The sequence below is a fragment of the Sinomonas gamaensis genome (assembly GCF_005876955.1).
In the GTDB taxonomy this organism is placed as follows: domain Bacteria; phylum Actinomycetota; class Actinomycetes; order Actinomycetales; family Micrococcaceae; genus Sinomonas; species Sinomonas gamaensis.
The window spans coordinates 1-16,403 of sequence record NZ_SSCL01000027.1 but is presented as its reverse complement, the minus strand read 5'-3'; the positions used below and the strand labels follow the sequence as shown (position 1 = coordinate 16,403).

The following is a 16,403-nucleotide window of genomic DNA, read 5'->3' as shown; positions in this document are numbered from 1 at the left end:
GACAAAGGAGTCCCGCATGGTACAGACAGCCGACACCGCAGAGATCCGCAGGGGCCTGGCCGGTGTGGTGGTGGACTACACGGCCATCTCGAAGGTCAATCCCGACACCAACTCCCTGCTCTACCGCGGCTACCCCGTGCAAGAGCTCGCAGCCCGCTGCAGTTTCGAGGAGGTCGCGCATTTGCTGTGGCACGGCGAGCTGCCGCTGGCGGAGCAGCTCGCCGCGTTCGAACGGCAGGAGCGGGCCGTCCGCGCCCTCGACCCCGTCGTGAAGCGGGTCGTCGACGAACTGCCGACGACGTCACACCCGATGGACGTCTGCCGCACCGCCGCCTCCGTCCTCGGCGCCCGAGACCCCCGCGCCCGAGACCCCCGCGCTGGAGACTCCTCCCGGGAGGCGAACCTCGCCAAAGCCGTCGACCTGTTCGCGGCGATGCCTGCCGTCGTCGCCTACGACCAACGCCGTAGGCGCGGCGAGGACCTCGTCGAGCCCCGCGCGGACTTGGGCTACTCGGCGAACTTCCTGTGGATGACCTTCGGCGTCGAGCCCGCCCCCGAGGTGATCCGGGCGTTCGAGGTTTCGATGATTCTCTACGCCGAGCACTCCTTCAACGCCTCCACCTTCACCGCCCGGGTCGTCACCTCCACGCTCTCCGATCTCCATTCCGCCGTCACCACGGCAATCGGCGCCCTCAAGGGGCCCCTCCACGGCGGGGCCAACGAAGCGGTCATGGAGACCTTCGAGGAGATCGGGATCGACCCGGACGAGTCCCACGAGGACGCCAAGGCCCGCGCCAAGGCCTGGATGGACAACGCGCTCGCACAGAAGAAGAAGGTCATGGGCTTCGGCCACCGCGTCTACAAGCACGGCGACTCCCGCGTCCCCACGATGAAGGCCGCCCTCGACGACCTCATCACCTACTACAGGCGCCCCGAGATTCTCGGCCTCTACGACGGGCTCGAGCAGTCCATGGACGAGGCCAAGGGCATCAAGCCCAACCTCGACTACCCCACAGGCCCCGCATACCACCTCATGGGCTTCGACATCCCCACCTTCACCCCGCTCTTCGTCGCCAGCCGGATCGTCGGGTGGACCGCCCACATCATGGAACAGCTCGAGAACAACTCCCTCATCCGCCCCCTCAGCGCCTACAACGGCCCCGACGAACGCCACCTCGACTAACCCCTGGACTGCGGGGACCGCATGGCTTCCGGCGCCGGCACGCTCGCTCGCAACAGGCACCCCGAAGTCCGGGGGCCGGCGCCGGATGCAACCTCTATCTTGACTGGCCAAGGGAGGGCTCAGGGAGCCGGAAGGGCACGCCAGACCCGTTTGGGCGCCCCGGTCGCTCCTCGAACTTCACCTTTCCCGCCCTATCGCCATTCTCGCAGGACGGCGAGGCGGAAGCTTAGAAATCGATCAAGCCGAGGAACGCAATACCACCAAGAAAGGGTCAGAAATAGTGGGACAAATTGGGATTGTCGCCGAATCCGGCGGGGAGGCTCGGGTGGCGGCAACGCCAGCCACCGTCAAGCAGCTCGCGGGGCTTGGCTTCGACGTCGTGGTCGAATTCGGTGCCGGAGAGCGCGCGTCGTTTACCGACACGATGTACATGGCCGCAGGCGCTGTCACGGTCACGAGGGCCGAGGCATGGGCCAGCGACGTCGTGTTGAAGGTAAATCCACCGCACGAGGACGAGATCTTCAGACTAACCACCGGATCGACGCTGATCGGGCTTCTGAGCCCGGCGTTCCGGCCCGACCTACTGGAGGCGCTGGCGGCGCACGGTGTCACGGCGCTGGCGATGGATGCCGTTCCCCGGATCTCCCGTGCTCAGTCGATGGACGTACTGAGCTCCATGGCCAATATCGCCGGCTACCGTGCCGTGGTGGAGGCTGCGCACGAATTCGGCTGGTTCTTCACCGGACAGGTCACTGCGGCCGGCAAGGTGCCACCTGCGAAGGTCCTCGTCGCCGGGGCCGGAGTGGCGGGTCTCGCCGCCATTGGGGCGGCGAGCAGCCTGGGTGCGATCGTCCGGGCGACGGATCCCCGGCCGGAAGTGGCCGACCAGGTGAAGTCGATCGGCGGCGAATACCTCAAGGTCGAAGTCGAGGAGGAGATGGCCTCCGCCGACGGGTACGCCAAAGCGACCACGGACGCCTACAACCGGCGCGCGGCCGAGATCTACTCCGAGCAGGCCCGCGAGGTCGACATCATCATCACCACAGCCCTCATACCCGGCCGGCCGGCCCCGAAGCTGATCACGGCCGAGGACGTGGCCAGCATGAAGCCCGGCAGCGTGATCGTGGACATGGCCGCCGGGCAGGGAGGCAACGTCGAAGGCTCCATGGCCGGGGAACGCGTTGTCACCGACAACGGCATCGTCATCCTCGGCTACACCGACTTGGCCGGGCGGCTGCCGGCCCAGGCCTCGCAGCTGTACGGGACGAACCTGGTGAACCTCCTGAAGCTGCTGACTCCGGGCAAGGACGGCCATCTCGTCATCGACTTCGACGACGTGGTCCAGCGCTCGGTGACGGTCGTGCGCGACGGCGAGAAGACCTGGCCGCCGCCCGCCGTGCAGGTCTCGGCCGCCCCGGCCCAGACCGCAAGCAGCGCCCCCGACACGGGGGAGGAGAGCGCCAAGCGGCCTCGGCTGACCGCTCGAGGCAAGACGGCCCTCCTAGCGACAGGAATCGCCGCGCTCCTGGCCGTGGCTGCCGTCGCCCCGGCACCGCTCCCGCAGCACTTCACGGTGCTGGTGCTCTCGGTCGTTATCGGCTTCTACGTCATCGGCAAGGTCCATCACGCCCTGCACACGCCGCTGATGTCGGTCACGAACGCGATCTCCGGAATCATCGTCGTCGGCGCGCTGCTGCAGATCACCAGCGACAGCCTCCTCATCCGCATCGCGGCGGCCGCGGCAACCCTCGTTGCAAGCATCAACATCTTCGGCGGCTTCGCCGTCACCCGGCGCATGCTCGGGATGTTCTCCAAATGACACCGGGCGCAAACCCGACCCCCGAAGCCCGGAATCAGATCTAGGAGCCCCACCTTGTCCAACACCATCTCTGGCCCGCTGACCACCGAGTCGCTCGCCGGCGCCGCGTACATTGTCGCCGCATTGCTCTTCATCCTCAGCCTCGCCGGCCTCAGCAAGCACGAGACCGCGCGCCGAGGGGTCGCCTACGGCATCGCAGGCATGGCCATCGCTCTGGCCTCCACCGTCTGGGGAACCCTCCAGAGCGACTTCATCAGCGGCCTCGCCGGCATCGGCACCCTCCTGCTCCTGGTCGCCGTCATCATCGGCGCCGCCATCGGACTCTGGCGGGCCCGAGCCGTGCAGATGACCGGGATGCCCGAACTGATCGCCATCCTGCACAGCTTCGTCGGCCTCGCCGCCGTGCTCGTCGGCTGGAACGGGCACTTCGAGGCGAAAGACGTGGCCCCGTCGCTGCTGGGCGTCCATCGCTCCGAGGTCTTCATCGGCGTGTTCATCGGTGCCGTCACGTTCACCGGCTCCATCGTCGCGTTCCTGAAGCTCTCCGCGCGGATCAAGTCCAAGCCGCTGATGCTCCCGGGCAAGAACCTCCTCAACCTCGGCGCCCTGCTCGCGTTCGCCGCGCTGACCGTCTGGTACGTGGCCGAGCCCCAGCTTTCGCTTCTCGTCGCTGTCACGGCGATCGCCCTCGCCCTCGGGTGGCACCTCGTGGCCTCGATCGGCGGCGGCGACATGCCCGTCGTCGTCTCCATGCTCAACAGCTACTCCGGCTGGGCGGCCGCCGCAGCGGGCTTCCTGCTGAACAACGACCTGCTCATCGTCACCGGCGCCCTCGTCGGCTCCTCGGGCGCGTACCTGTCCTACATCATGTGCAAGGCCATGAACCGCTCCTTCGTCTCGGTCATCGCCGGCGGCTTCGGGCTCGAGGCACCCGCCTCAAGCGATACCGACTACGGCGAGCACCGCGAGATCACCGCCGAGGAGACCGCCGACCTGCTCAAGAACGCCTCCAGCGTGGTGATCACCCCGGGCTACGGCATGGCCGTGGCACAGGCCCAGCACCACGTGGCCGAGCTCACCAGAAAGCTCCGGGAGAAGCAGGTCGATGTCCGCTTCGGCATCCACCCCGTTGCTGGGCGCCTCCCAGGGCACATGAACGTCCTCCTCGCGGAGGCCAAGGTCCCGTACGACATCGTCCTGGAGATGGACGAGATCAACGACGAGCTCGCCCAGACCGAGGTTGTCCTCGTCATCGGGGCCAACGACACCGTCAACCCGGCGGCGGCCGAGGACCCCGGCAGCCCGATCGCAGGCATGCCCGTCCTCAGGGTTTGGGAGGCCGGGAACGTCGTGGTCTTCAAGCGCTCCATGGCCTCCGGCTACGCAGGCGTCCAGAACCCGCTCTTCTTCCGCGACAACTCCCAGATGCTCTTCGGCGATGCCAAAGACCGTATCGACGACATCCTCCAACGGATCTAGGTCAACAAGGATCCGGGCTAGAGGAGCTCATGAATGATCGCGCGTGCGGCTGAATTCCTCGGGCCGAGACCCACCTTGCACCTCTAAGCCATACCGATATTTAGGAGCAGCCATTGGAATCGATCACAGACTGGATCATCACTGCGGTACGTCGCAGGACTCGCGCCGCAAACAATCACACATCAGTGTGTTCCGCAGATTCTCATCCTTACGGTCCATTGCTCCGTCTCGTGTCCGCCCCGTGGCAGGGTTGGCATCTGGAAGAGAGCTCATGGCGCTCATACCCTTTGAGCGTGAACCTTCGGATCGACTTGTCGTAGCCCAATTCATGGGTCTGCGACGGAATTGACGCTTGGTTCCATAATCGGTCCCATCCTGTCTTGAGCGTCAGCTTGGATGGAGGGGACTGTAACGAGCATGTGAATCTTCTATATAACCCAAATCTCTGTGACCCCCGGCCGAATTCGACCGCGCCCTGGTGGGCGGGGACTTCGAAAGCCGCCAGTGCCGCCATCGCGGCAGGCGCCGCCGCGCTCGCCAGCGCACGAGTTCAGGGACCGCGCGGACGGGCAGAGCCTGGTGATCCTTGGACCGGGGCGAGGAGATCGCCGAGGGTGTTGCAGCGACCTTGCCCGTCCGGCTCGCTGGCGCCTCCCTGAAGTACGCGCAGGCGCCCGCCACCCGTTCCTTCCTTTCCGCCGCGGCCCGGTCCACTGGGGCGGCCGGGGTGACCGCCGCCTCGCCCGCTCCCCCGGCGCCCCTGAGCCCAGGCCCTCGACCGCGCCCCCCGCCGCTGATAGATCAATGGCTTTCCGGCCCGGGGGGTCAGGGCCACCTTTGGGAGGCGTTGACGCAGTCGCGCCGTCAACTTAACGTTGACCCACGCTCCAGTTTCCCGTCTAGGTCGACAATCTCATTGCCTTCGTCGAAGCAGTCCGCGCCGACGGGCGACGCACTCTCTCGCCCGTCCGATGCCGTGACCGTTTCGGCCCGATTGCAGGATCAGGCGGACGCGCTGATCGGCTACTTCGTCGATCAGGCTCGCCGCTCGGGGGCGTCCTGGACCCAGATCGGTGAAAGCATGGGCGTCAGCAAGCAGGCTGTGCAGAAGCGGTTCGTGTCGCGGGCGATGGAGTGCGGTCTCCCACCATCGTCCCGATCGTTCGGGCGGTTCGCGTCACGAGCCCGCAACGTCATGGTCGCGTCACGTCGCATCGCCGCGACCGGCGCGAGGTGGAGCCGCGCCATATCGTGGCGGCACTGCTCAGCGAGCCGGGCGGGGTGGCAGCCGTGGTCATCCACGAGCTCGGCGCGACTGATGCCGCCGTCGCCGACGCGATGGGCGTTGCGGTCGACACGATCGCGCTCGCAGCGTCGGCGACTCCCGAGGAAGCGGGCTCAGTGGCCTTCGGCAGCGACGCCAGGCGTCTCCTCGCCCGTGCCCTGGACGTCGCTCTCCACTGCGGGCACAACCACATCGGCACCGAGCCGCCTGCTGTTGTCTGCGGCGTCAGAGGGAGCGACGATCGGGCCACTCGCCGAACTTGGTCTGGATGTCGACCAGCAGACCAACGCGGGCGAGGAGAAACCTGCCACGAGCGCCCGCGAGGAGAAGGAAACAAACCCTCTGACCTAATACCGCACTCCAAAGCGCAGGCGCCGCCACCCAGCCTCCGGGAGCATGGCGCCTACCTCCCGCGGCCGGCGCCTGCCGGGACCTCGGCCTCGACGAACATTTGGCGCGCCGCCGTCCCTGAAGCGGAGCCAGGCCGTGTCCGTGTCCGAGACGTCGGGTTCCCCCTGATCCTTCGACTGGTTCCCCGGCTATTGGGGGATGATGAGTACCGTCCAAGCCGGCCCGTCACAAGGGAGACCCCCAGAGGAACCGCCTGGTTGGGAGGCCGGATCCTGGTGGGCGCGCGCCGGGCCAACTCTCGCGCCATGACTCTGTCAAGACACCCACACGTCGGCCACTCACCTGACCCAGACACTCACCTGACCCAGCCACTCACCTGACCCAGCCACTCACCTGACCCAGCCACTCTCCTGATCCAGCCGCTCACCAGCGAAACGCCGATCCAGAATACGCCTTCAAATATGGACTCGGACGTGCAGATCTGCCCACGCCACTGCGCGGCCGACCGGGTCAACCGGCGTTGTGGTCGTGCGCCCAGACTGCGATCTCGAACGCGATCCGATCTTCGTACGTCAAGGGGTCGCGGCCGGTTTCGTTTTGGATCGCTCTAAGGCGGTTGCGCACCGTGTTGGGGTGGAGGTACCCGGACTTCGACACAGCCTCGATTGATCCGAGGTTCAGGTATGCCCGAAGTGTCTGCATCAGCTCGGAGTGGCGCCTGTTGTCCCTCTGCTGGAGCGGGGCTATGAGTTGGGTGACAAACTGGCTGAGGGTGGGCGGCGGGACCTGGAGGAGTAGGCCCTCGAGGCTCGTGAGGAATCGCGGGCCGGTCACCTCCCCGCGTGCCGTCGATATGCGCAGGCACGCTTTCGCCTCGGCGATACTGCGACCGATTTGATTGCGATCAACCGTCGAGCCGTACCCGCAACGCGCCCCGAGCTCGTGCGCAAGATGCACGAGAGCGGATATGTCGTCGGAGATCGCGATCGTTTCCGTCTTGCCCGTGCCGACAACAGACCTGGGAAGCAACCGAATAATCAGCGACGCCATGCCAGCCGGCCAGACCGCAGCCGTGAGCTGCGATGATGACGCGAGGGGACCAGGTGACAGTTGCTCTAAGAGGAGCCGGGCATTGGCCGCGCCCGAGGAGACGAGGTCGCACAGTTGGCCGAGGCGCTCCATGCGCTGCACGATTTCCTGCTGGCGCGCAGAAATGTACTCACCGATGTCCAGAAATCGGACATGGCGTGGAATCGTCAGCAGAGGCATGCCGTATTCCCTGCACGCCTCGATCAGTTCGGGTGGAGTGTCCCTGTGGACCTCGCCCAGACCGAGGCAGAGGCCGACGGCGCCAGCCGCCCCGATCTCCTTCACGAACACCGACCATTCCCCTGCACCAATCATTGTGCCCTCGGTGCACATCAACTCACCACCGCGGATATACGGTCCGGGGTGGAGCAGTTCACTCGCGTGGACCCTGGAGACCATGGAAGCAAGCGCGCCTTCAGGGGCACAGACGAGCTTGGTCTTGAGGATTGGCTCGCCGAGCACGTCGGCAAGGGTGACGTCGGAGATGCTCGGGTCAGCCAGCATGAAAAAACGATATGTCCAAATAGCCTCCGGATGCCTCATGCTCTGTGGGGTATCCACAGTCAAATGGCACTAACAGTGGCCGTCCGTACCGAGCGGCGTTGATCCCCTTGATCGGCCCATCCTCGGGGCCGAGACTTGACGTCAACTACTTCAGGTCTTTCCCGGTACTTCAGGTCTTTCCCAGTACCCCCAAAAAATTCCGTTCGCTGGCACACCCCCCAGTTGCGGCAGAAGGAAAACCCCCCGGTTCCATTAGAAGGGAAGTTCGATGACGACTCCTGACCTAACCCCCGCCAGTTCCGAGTTAAAACGCGAGTTCACTCTGTGGTCCTCGTTCGCGTTCGCCTTCGCGTTCATCTCACCGATCGTCGCGCTGTACGGCATCTTCTCCTTGGCCATTCAGGCAGCGGGTCCGAGCTTCTGGTGGGGATTCCCACTCGTGTTCGGCGGACAGCTGCTGGTCGCATTCGTCTTTGCGCTGCTGGCGTCCCGCTGGCCGGTTGAAGGGTCGATCTACCAGTGGTCCCGGCGTCTCCTGGGGGAGCGCTACGGGTGGTTTGCCGGTTGGATCTATATGTGGACCCTGGTCAGCGCGATGGCAACGGTGGCTCTGGGGTGTGCAGGCTTCATCGCCAACATCCTCGGCCTGACGCTTGACCCGGTCGGCTCGGCCGGCGTGGCGTCCCTCGTGCTCCTTGCAGCGACTGGGCTGAACCTCATTGGCAGGAAGCCGCTGAAGATTTTCATGACGGCCAGCATCTGCGCGGAGATCCTCGGATCAATCGGGCTGGGCACATGGCTGCTCCTGTTCCACCCGTCCAACTCCATCACTGTGCTGGCATCCGCCGGGGGCCCCGACTACTTCTCAATCTCCGGACCATTCGTCACATCGGTGGCCTTCATCGGCTTCGCATTCGTCGGCTTCGAATCCGCCGGAGCGATCGCAGAAGAGGTCCAGGACGCAGGAAGGACGGTTCCCAAGGCAATCATCCGTTCCCTCACCATCGTCGCCCTCGTCGTCATGTTCTCGGCCCTCGCAATCATTCTCGCAATCCCAGATCTGGGTGCCGTTGCGGCTGGGGATGTCGCGGATCCGGTGTTCGGCACGCTCACCGCGGCCTTGGGCCAGGGTATAGCCCGTCCCGTCGAGGTCCTCTTCCTCATCGGCTTCTTCGCCAGCTGCCTTGCCTTGCAGACCTCTGCATCGAGAGTGCTATGGTCCTACGCACGGGACCGCGCCGTACCAGGATGGGACCGGCTCCAAAGGCTGTCAGGATCCCAGCGCGAACCCATGTACGCCCTGGTCACTACGACGGTGGTCGGCCTCGTGCTGCTGCTGCTCAGCTTCGTCGCCACCGACGTCTACACGATCATGGTCAATTTCACTACCGGAGGCTTCTATCTGGCGTTCCTCTTTCCGATTCTGGGCTTCCTCGCGGTCCGACTTTGGGGGCGTTGGGTTCCGGGGCCATTCAGCGGCGGCCGGCTCGTGCCCCTGCTCTCAGTTCTGGCGGCGGTTTGGACGATCGCCTCGTTCGTCAACATCAGCTGGCCCCGCGAGGCGTCTGGCGCGTGGTACCTCAACTGGTCCGTGATTATCGGAATCGTCGTCGTGAGTCTGATCGGCGTGATGGCCTACCGGTCAGTGAGGCTCAGAATCAGGAAAGCCGACGTCGTTGAGGGAAATCACGATCCGCAGCCGGAGGTCTCACGTTGAGCGGGACGGTCATCGTCACCGGTGCCGCCAGCGGCATGGGCCGCGCGATCGCTGAACGGCTGAAGGATGCTGGGCATGCCGTGGCCGGTCTGGATCTGCAAGTGGCGGAAACAGCCTATTCGGCGATCGTGGACGTATCGGATGCCGTCAGCGTCCGTCAAGCAGTGGCCGAGGCCGAAAGCGAACTGGGTCCCCTCGCAGGAGCGGTTTCAGCAGCAGGCCATTACCAGGAGATCCCGTTCGGAGAGATCGACGACGCAACGTGGCGGAGAATGCTCAAGGTCCACTTGGGCGGCTTTCGGAACGTGGCCGCGGCAGTCCTGCCCAAGCTGATCGAGCAGCGACAAGGTTCAATCGTGGTGATCAGCAGTGAGCTCGCCATCGGCGGTGGCGGCGGCGACGCGCATTACGCCGCAGCCAAGGGCGCCCAACTGGGGCTCATGCGCAGCCTCGCTGCAGAATACGCCCACACTGGCGTCAGAGTGAACGCAATTGCTCCCGGGCCCACTGACACCCCGCTTCTTGCAGCCGATTCGCGCTGGCGGGAACCGGCGTACCTGGCGACCTTGCCCTCAGGGCGTCTCGCTACAGCCACGGAAGTCGCCAGATGTGCTGAGTTCCTCATCGACGGGCCCGAATTCGTTTGCGGCGAAGTCCTAAATCTCAACTCCGGAGCAGTGATCTGACGTGACCGAACAGTACCTTTCAGGGAAGAGGGCTCTCGTAACGGGCGCGGGCCAAGGCATGGGGACTTGCCATGCCAGAGCCCTGGCGGCGCGCGGCGCGTTCGTGGTTTGCGCAGACCGGACGATCACTCCTTCCCTCAACGAGTTGGCGGCCGAAATCAACGGAACGGCCAGTGGGTTCGACGTGTGCGACGCCGATGCCGCGAGGGCGGCCGCATCCCCGGAAGCCACCGGCCCAATCGATGTCCTGGTCCTCAATCACGCATACATGTCGATGGGCGACTTCCTGGACTACGACGAAGACGACTGGTGGCGCGTAGTCGAGACGAACCTGACGGGAACGAGGAACGTGCTGCATGCCGTGCTCCCCGGGATGCCGGAAGGATCACGGATTGTGGTGATCTCCAGCGAATGGGGCATCACCGGATGGCCCGAAGCGACAGCCTACGCGGCGTCGAAATCCGGGCTCGTGTCGCTGGTGAAGACGCTCGCACGCGAACTGGCCCCACGCAGGATCGCTGTGAACGCCCTGGCGCCGGGGGTCATATCTACGCCTCAGCTCCAGGTCGACGCGTCCGCAGCCGGCGTGCCGCTGGAAGAGATGATCGACCGGTATGCATCGGAGATCCCCGCGAGGCGCGTCGGCCAGCCCGAGGAAGTCGCCCAGGCCGTCGCCCTCCTCGCTGACCCGACACTGGGAGCAATGACGGGACAGACGATCCAAATCAACGGAGCTGCGCTCCGCTGCCGAGTTTGACTCCGGAAGGGAGTTCAATGACCACCGAAACCATGCCCGACCCCCTCGCAGCCCACCTCCGAACGTCGGACGGCGTCGTGGGCCAGGTCGATCCTCAGACCGTCCCCAGATGGGCCGGACTGACGACTTTCGCCCGGCTCCCACGCCACACCGACGTCGAACGCTTCGACGCCGCAGTGGTCGGGGTGCCGTTCGATGCAGGCGTGACCTACCGTTCGGGCGCACGGTTCGGGCCGCAGGGCATCCGCACCGCGTCGCAGCTGCTGAAGCCCTACAACCCCGCCCAAGATGTCATGCCCTTCGAAGCATTCCAGGTGGTGGACGCCGGCGACATCATCGGCAGCCCATTCGACATCGCTGAAGCAATGCGCCAGATCAGGGGTGGGGCAAGCGAACTGCTCGACGCCGGCGCGAAACTCATCGTGCTGGGAGGAGACCACACGGTCGCCTACCCGGTCCTCCAGGCACTCCACGCGGTGCACGGACCCGTCGGGCTCCTTCATTTCGATGCCCATCTGGACACATGGGGATCCTATTTCGGTGCTCAGGTCACGCATGGGACGCCCTTCAGGCTCGCAACCGAGCAGGGCCTCGTCGACAACAACCGCCTGGCACATGTCGGCCTCAGAGGTGGCCTGTACTCGAGAACCGACCTCGCGGACGACGCCGACCTCGGCTTCACAGCCATCCACTGCTCGGACATCGACCGCATCGGAACCGAAGGGGTCGTGGACCGGATCCTCGGCAGGCTCGCTGGCGGTCCCGTGTATGTGTCGATCGACATCGACGTGCTCGACCCGGGAATCGCGCCAGGCACAGGGACTCCCGAGTTCGGCGGCCTGACCGGCCGAGAGATGCTGAGGATCCTCCGGGGTCTCGGCGGACTCAATATCGTTGGAGCCGACATTGTGGAAGTCGCCCCTCCCTACGATCATGCCGAGGTCACATCGCTGGCAGCTGCGAATCTGGCGTACGAACTCCTGTGCCTGATGGCCAGCCAGCAATGATCAACTACCCAGGAGATCGGCGCGTAGCTGCCAGCTTCTCCTTCGACGTCGACGCCGAATCCGCCGTCCTCTTCGGCGCCCCCCAGAACGCTCAGCGGATGAGCCTCATGTCGCACCAGGCCTACGGGCCGCTGACGGGCGTGCCCCGCATCCTCGACATACTGGAGCGCCACAGAGTCACCGCGACGTTCTTCGTCCCAGGGGTCACTGCTCTCCGGTACCCCGAGACGGTCAAGGCAATCGTCGGCGCAGGACACGAGATAGGTGTCCACGGATACCTCCACGAAGAGCTGCCCAGCCTGTCCCCCGCAGAGCGCAAGGACACGCTCCTGCGCTCCATCGGGGTGATCGAACGGGCATCCGGCCAGCGACCCACAGCCCACCGCGCGCCAATGTGGGAGATGACCTGGGACTACCCCGAGCTCCTCGCACAGGAGGGTTTCCTCTACGACTCCAGCCTCATGGACTCGGACCACCCGTACGAGCTAGCGACCAGCGAAGGGAGCCTAGTCGAACTTCCTTTGCACTGGGGGCTCGACGACTGGGAGCAGTACTGCTACCTCCCCGGCGTATCAGGCACCGGGTACATCGCCGAGCCCGACGTAGCGGCACGGCTTTGGCGGTCCGAACTCGAAGGCATGCGCGCCTTCGGAGGACTCTGGATTCTCACGAACCACCCATTCCTCTCCGGGCGTCCAGGAAGATCTCTCGCTTTAGACAGGCTGATCGGCGAAGTGACCGCGATGGAGGACGTGTGGACCGCGTCCTTGGGTCAGATTGCACAGCACGTCCGATCCCTCGGGCTCACACCGCGCAAGGTCTCCGAGTTCGAGGGGTAGCCGGGAACAGCGCCAGCTCGGAACGAGCCCCCTCATTGTTGTGTGTCCGCGTGTACGCGTGGCCTGGTCGTGCCGCCGTGCGCGCTCGATGTCAGTGGTGCGAGGCCGCGTGTCTCGTATCGAAACATAGGAGTTTCGGATGACTGCAAATTCAAATCCAAATGTTCCAACGAGCGCCCTGCCCTGTGGGCGGGTGCCGGCTCGCGCTGTATCGGTCCTTCGACAGCGGGAGAAGTAAGATGACGCTCCGACCCGAAGCAGAGACCGCCGTGGAATCCGAACCGGCCCGCAAGAGCGCCGTCGAGCACAGGTCGATCGAGTTCATTCCGCTCGACGAACGCCATGGCACAGTCCGCAGCCTGTTCACCCTGTGGTTCGGCGCGAACATGCAGATCACGACGATCGCCGCTGGCGCGATCGCGATTTCCATCGGAGTCCCGCTGCCCTGGGCGATCGTCGCCTGCATCTTGGGGAACCTCATAGGAGCGGTGTTCATGGCGCTCCACTCGGCGCAGGGCCCCCTTCTCGGCATACCCCAGATGATCCAGAGCCGGGCCCAGTTCGGCTTCTACGGGGCGGTGCTCCCGATCGTCCTGGTGATCCTGATGTACGTCGGGTACTTCGCCAGCAGCGCGGTCCTGGGCGGGCAGGCGCTTGCCAGCTGGACCGGGCTTCCCGTCGACCTGAGCATCGTCCTCGTCAGCTGTGTCGTCGTCGTCCTGACGGTCTTCGGATACCGGCTCATGCACGCAGCAGAGAAGTGGATCTCGCTGCTCACTCTGGTCGCCTTCGGGATCCTGAGCGTGGTGATGTTCGGGAGCAACGGGCTGGGCCATGCGTGGACGGCGGGGAGCTTCGAGTTCGGCCCCTTCCTCCTGGCTGTGGCCATCGCTGCGACCTGGCAGCTCACCTATGCCCCCTACGTCGCGGACTACTCGCGGTACCTTCCCCCGAGCACCAAGGTCGGAGCCTCCTTCTGGTACACCTATGCCGGGACTGTCATTTCCAGCATCTGGATGTTCATCCTGGGCGCGGTAGGCGCGGCGACGGCCGGCGACGCCTTCCAAGGCGGCTCCGTCGACTTCCTCGTCGGGCAGGTCGGCGGCTTCAGCTGGTTCTTCTTCGCGGTCATCGTCGTCGGGATCGTCGGTGTGCAGTCCCTGAACTTGTACGGCCTCTACATGTCCATCTCGACCACGCTGAACTCGCTCTTCAAGGTCCGTATCCGTTTCAACGTCCGCGTCGCCCTCATCCTGGTCTCCGCAGTGATCGCCACGGGCCTGGCTGTGGCGGGGCGGACGAACTTCCTGGACAACTTCACGAACTTCATCCTGCTGCTGGCCTACTTTCTGATCCCCTGGACGTCGATCAACCTCGCCGACTTCTATCTGGTGAGGAAGGAGAAGTACAGCCTCCAGGCCATTTTCGATCCCAAGGGGGAGTACGGCGGGGTCGACTGGCGTTCGTTGACCGCCTATTTGGTGGGCGTGGCCATCGAGGTCCCCTTCGTGAACTCAGATTTCTTCCAGGGACCGATGGTCAACCTGCTGGGCGGGGCGGATATCTCTTGGATCTTGGGGATCTTCGCCTCCGGCGGGGCGTATGTCTTCCTCATGCGCAAATACCCGGCCAGGAAGAAGTACCCAGCTGCCGAGTCTGCTGAATTCGCTGCCGGCGAAGTCCACTAGGGCTCATCCAACCCGTCAGGGGGCCGGTCCACACATCAGTGTGTGGACCGGCCCCCTGACGGCTTCGCTCGGCTCCGAGGACCCCTCCGCCGCCGGAGGACCGTGTAACCAACAGAAACTCCCAAGGTTCCAGGAATCAACCCGGGGTTGGCCAGCGGCAGCGGCCGGCAACCCCGGGTTGATTCCTTCCCTTGGATCAGCGGCCGAGCGCGGTGAATGCTGCGTCGTAGATGTCGATGGCGCGGGCGACCTCGTCTGGAGTGACGACGGCCGGTGGGACGACGTGGATCCGGTTCTCGGCGGTGAAGGGCAGAAGGCCGCGGGCGACGAGCTCGGTCTTGACCTGGGCCATGAAAGCCGCGGAGACGGGCTGCTTGGTCTCGGGGTCTTCGACGAGCTCGAGGGCCCAGAACACCCCGGTCCCGCGGACCTCGCCGATAACCGCGTGCTCGGCAGCGAGGCGGCGGAGCCCTGGCTCGAGGTGATCGCGTCCGATGCGGGCAGCGTTGCCGATGATGTCCTCGTCCTCGAACGCTTCGATGGAGGCGACGATGGAGGCGGCCGCGAGGGGGTGGCCGGAGTAGGTCAGGCCTCCGGGGAAGACGCGCTCGTCGAAGGTGGAGGCGATGTCGTCGGAGATGATGACTCCGCCCACGGGGACGTAGCCGGAGTTGACGCCCTTGGCGAAGGTGATTAGTCGGGGCGGACGTCGAAGGCGTCGAAGGCGAACCATTCGCCGGATCGGGCGAAGCCGGCCATGACCTCGTCCAGGATCAGGACGATCCCGTGCTCGTCGCACAGGGCGCGGACCCCGGCCAGATAGCTGGGCGGCGGGACGAGGATCCCTGCGGTCCCGGGAATGGTCTCGAGCAGGACGGCAGCCACGGACTGTGGGCCCTCGAGTTCGATGACGCGGCGGAGGTGGTGCAGGGCGCGCTCAGCCTCCTGCTCGGGGGTCTGGGACCAGAATTCGGAGCGGTAGAGGTAGGGGCCGAAGGCGTGGACGTGGCCGCGGGCGTACTCGTTGGGGATACGGCGCCAGTCGCCGGTGGCGTCGATCGCACCACGCTGTACCGGTCTCTCCCAGCCGCTGCAGCTTCCTCAGGCACCCTCTGATCACAGCACCGCCCAAGGCGCGTCCTGCGGCGACGAATCTAGTTTTGTCCGCTCTCGATGCCATGGTCGGCCTCACCGGGACCGACGCTAGGACGGATCGTGACATGTCACGTATTACTCGCGCCCTCTGATTCATCAAGCCTCATCGGCGGTGCTTGTGACCGTTTGCGTTTCTGTGACGCCTTGATGTTGCTCCTTTGCTGCGAGTAGCTCAGCTACTCGTCGTTCCCCGCTCTTCCAGCATCCACTCTTCGTAGGCCTCGTCTTCTTCCCGCTGGACCTCCTCTGCGGCTTCGAGGTCTGAACGGAATCGCGCGAGAAATCCGGGCTCAGGTGGCAGCGGTTGGCCCTTGATGTGGGCTTCCATTCTAGGATCGAGCCACCTCTCGATTTCGTTGACGATCGAGTCCATGGGGCGGCCCACGTAGTAGTGGAAATGTGAGGGGGGAAAGACAAAGCGCCTGGGCGCGGGGACGGTATGACACCGAGGCGGGCGTGGAGCTGCTGATCCGCCAGGGCAGCGCAATCTACGACGGTGTCCCCTGGATCGACCGCGAAGGTGACATCGCTTCGGTCGACGTGGACAAGCTCCTCTACGAATCCGGCGTCTGGTCCGGCGGTGAGCAGCGCGTGGTGCGCATCGCCGTCTCGCTGCTCGTCGGCCCCGCTGTGGACCTGTCGGAGGCCACCACTCTGGACCGCCGGAATCTTGCACTGGTCCTTGCCGCGATCGCGCACGCGGCCGGCTCGCATGAAGACGCAGACCTCCGGTACGACGGCCAGGGGAACCCACGGGCACCGTCCGGCTTGAATCCCTCTACCCCTGGCCCGCCTGACGCCAGCCGCCCAGTCCGGCTTTCCAGCTCATCCCAGAAGCCGACGG

General features: G+C 65.2%; 13 protein-coding genes and 1 pseudogene. 11 read left to right on the top strand and 3 right to left on the bottom strand.

Annotation, left to right across the window (positions count from 1 at the left end; translation table 11 throughout):
• Positions 1–16: 16 nt before the first annotated feature.
• From E5679_RS20275 to E5679_RS21665, 4 genes are all read left to right on the top strand, one after another.
• The gene (locus tag E5679_RS20275) at positions 17–1,183 is read left to right on the top strand and encodes a bifunctional 2-methylcitrate synthase/citrate synthase (protein WP_138419289.1); all 1,167 of its coding nucleotides are present in this window, start codon (positions 17–19) and stop codon (positions 1,181–1,183) included.
• 280 nt (positions 1,184–1,463) lie between these two features.
• The gene (locus E5679_RS20270; RefSeq protein ID WP_138419288.1) at positions 1,464–3,002 is read left to right on the top strand and encodes a Re/Si-specific NAD(P)(+) transhydrogenase subunit alpha; all 1,539 of its coding nucleotides are present in this window, start codon (positions 1,464–1,466) and stop codon (positions 3,000–3,002) included.
• Between the two features lie 54 nt (positions 3,003–3,056).
• Positions 3,057–4,481 (top strand): Re/Si-specific NAD(P)(+) transhydrogenase subunit beta, encoded by a 1,425-nt coding sequence (gene pntB / locus E5679_RS20265; protein WP_249336262.1) that lies wholly within the window; start codon positions 3,057–3,059, stop codon positions 4,479–4,481.
• Positions 4,482–5,615: 1,134 nt separating this feature from the next.
• Positions 5,616–6,497, top strand: coding sequence for a Clp protease N-terminal domain-containing protein (locus E5679_RS21665; protein WP_138419287.1), 882 nt, complete (start codon positions 5,616–5,618; stop codon positions 6,495–6,497).
• Positions 6,498–6,627: 130 nt separating this feature from the next.
• On the opposite strand, the gene E5679_RS20255 is transcribed toward E5679_RS21665, so the two are convergent.
• Positions 6,628–7,710, bottom strand: a complete 1,083-nt coding sequence (locus tag E5679_RS20255; RefSeq protein WP_171042496.1) for a PucR family transcriptional regulator — start codon at positions 7,708–7,710, stop codon at positions 6,628–6,630.
• A gap of 268 nt (positions 7,711–7,978) precedes the next feature.
• Between E5679_RS20255 and E5679_RS20250 the strand changes: the two genes are divergently transcribed.
• From E5679_RS20250 to E5679_RS20225, 6 genes are all read left to right on the top strand, one after another.
• Positions 7,979–9,427, top strand: coding sequence for an APC family permease (locus E5679_RS20250; protein WP_138419285.1), 1,449 nt, complete (start codon positions 7,979–7,981; stop codon positions 9,425–9,427).
• Positions 9,424–10,113, top strand: a complete 690-nt coding sequence (locus E5679_RS20245; protein ID WP_138419284.1) for an SDR family NAD(P)-dependent oxidoreductase — start codon at positions 9,424–9,426, stop codon at positions 10,111–10,113. Before E5679_RS20250 ends, E5679_RS20245 begins: the two co-directional genes overlap by 4 nt.
• Position 10,114: 1 nt before the next feature.
• Positions 10,115–10,870, top strand: a complete 756-nt coding sequence (locus E5679_RS20240) for an SDR family NAD(P)-dependent oxidoreductase (protein WP_249336260.1) — start codon at positions 10,115–10,117, stop codon at positions 10,868–10,870.
• A gap of 17 nt (positions 10,871–10,887) precedes the next feature.
• A complete protein-coding gene (gene speB, locus E5679_RS20235; protein WP_249336259.1) occupies positions 10,888–11,877 on the top strand; it encodes an agmatinase in 990 nt (329 codons plus the stop codon).
• Entirely contained in the window at positions 11,853–12,716 is an 864-nt protein-coding gene (locus E5679_RS20230; protein WP_249336258.1) for a polysaccharide deacetylase family protein, read from the top strand. Before speB ends, E5679_RS20230 begins: the two co-directional genes overlap by 25 nt.
• Before the next feature lie 239 nt (positions 12,717–12,955).
• Positions 12,956–14,404 carry a purine-cytosine permease family protein gene (locus E5679_RS20225; protein WP_138419282.1) on the top strand — a complete coding sequence of 483 codons (1,449 nt, stop codon included), beginning with the start codon at positions 12,956–12,958 and terminating at the stop codon, positions 14,402–14,404.
• 196 nt (positions 14,405–14,600) lie between these two features.
• On the opposite strand, the pseudogene E5679_RS20220 reads toward E5679_RS20225, so the two are convergent.
• Positions 14,601–15,466 (bottom strand): annotated as a pseudogene (locus E5679_RS20220) (aminotransferase class III-fold pyridoxal phosphate-dependent enzyme); the annotation flags it as partial.
• A gap of 265 nt (positions 15,467–15,731) precedes the next feature.
• Positions 15,732–15,932 carry a hypothetical protein gene (locus E5679_RS20215; protein ID WP_138419281.1) on the bottom strand — a complete coding sequence of 67 codons (201 nt, stop codon included), beginning with the start codon at positions 15,930–15,932 and terminating at the stop codon, positions 15,732–15,734.
• An 83-nt stretch (positions 15,933–16,015) separates the two neighbouring features.
• Here E5679_RS20215 and E5679_RS20210 point away from each other — a divergent pair.
• Positions 16,016–16,403 (top strand): hypothetical protein (locus E5679_RS20210; RefSeq protein ID WP_212747017.1); only part of this gene is annotated, 388 nt, incomplete at its 3' end.

Coding starts and splice junctions, on each gene's coding strand:
- E5679_RS20225 (WP_138419282.1), top strand. CDS start 12,956: ATGACGCTCCGACCCGAAGCAGAGACCGCCGTGGAATCCGAACCGGCC.
- speB (WP_249336259.1), top strand. CDS start 10,888: ATGACCACCGAAACCATGCCCGACCCCCTCGCAGCCCACCTCCGAACG.
- E5679_RS20255 (WP_171042496.1), bottom strand. CDS start 7,710: ATGCTGGCTGACCCGAGCATCTCCGACGTCACCCTTGCCGACGTGCTC.
- E5679_RS20250 (WP_138419285.1), top strand. CDS start 7,979: ATGACGACTCCTGACCTAACCCCCGCCAGTTCCGAGTTAAAACGCGAG.
- E5679_RS20275 (WP_138419289.1), top strand. CDS start 17: ATGGTACAGACAGCCGACACCGCAGAGATCCGCAGGGGCCTGGCCGGT.
- E5679_RS20215 (WP_138419281.1), bottom strand. CDS start 15,932: ATGGACTCGATCGTCAACGAAATCGAGAGGTGGCTCGATCCTAGAATG.